This window comes from Clostridium sp. AF32-12BH (genome assembly GCF_003477935.1).
GTDB lineage: Bacteria > Bacillota > Clostridia > Lachnospirales > Lachnospiraceae > Brotaphodocola.
Genome location: NZ_QUEH01000055.1, coordinates 1 through 350 on the forward strand (window position 1 = coordinate 1; position 350 = coordinate 350).

Genomic DNA, 350 nt, shown 5'->3' on the forward strand with positions numbered 1-350 from the left:
ATTTATATCGGGTACAGCCTTGATACAGGAAGAAACGTGTACTTAAAGCCTGCCCTTGCCAGTCAAGGGGTAAAAGGCTCCGTCACCAACGCCCTTGCTGCCGCTTTTGTCGGCTCCCTCGGCGGTGGAAAATCATTCAGCAACAACATGATTATCTATTATTCCGTATTGTTTGGGGCACAGGCTCTCATTGTTGACCCGAAAGCGGAACGGGGACGCTGGAAAGAAACCCTGCCGGAAATCGCCCATGAAATCAATATCGTAAACCTGACTTCGGAGGAACAGAACAGGGGCTTACTTGACCCGTATGTGATTATGGAGAACCCAAAGGATTCCGAATCACTGGCAAT

1 protein-coding gene is annotated in these 350 nt (G+C 49.1%); it reads left to right on the top strand.

Translation table 11 applies throughout. The features are described 5' to 3' along the window. On the top strand, nt 1–350 hold a 350-nt coding region (locus tag DWZ40_RS20245; RefSeq protein WP_243035403.1), incomplete at both ends, for an ATP-binding protein.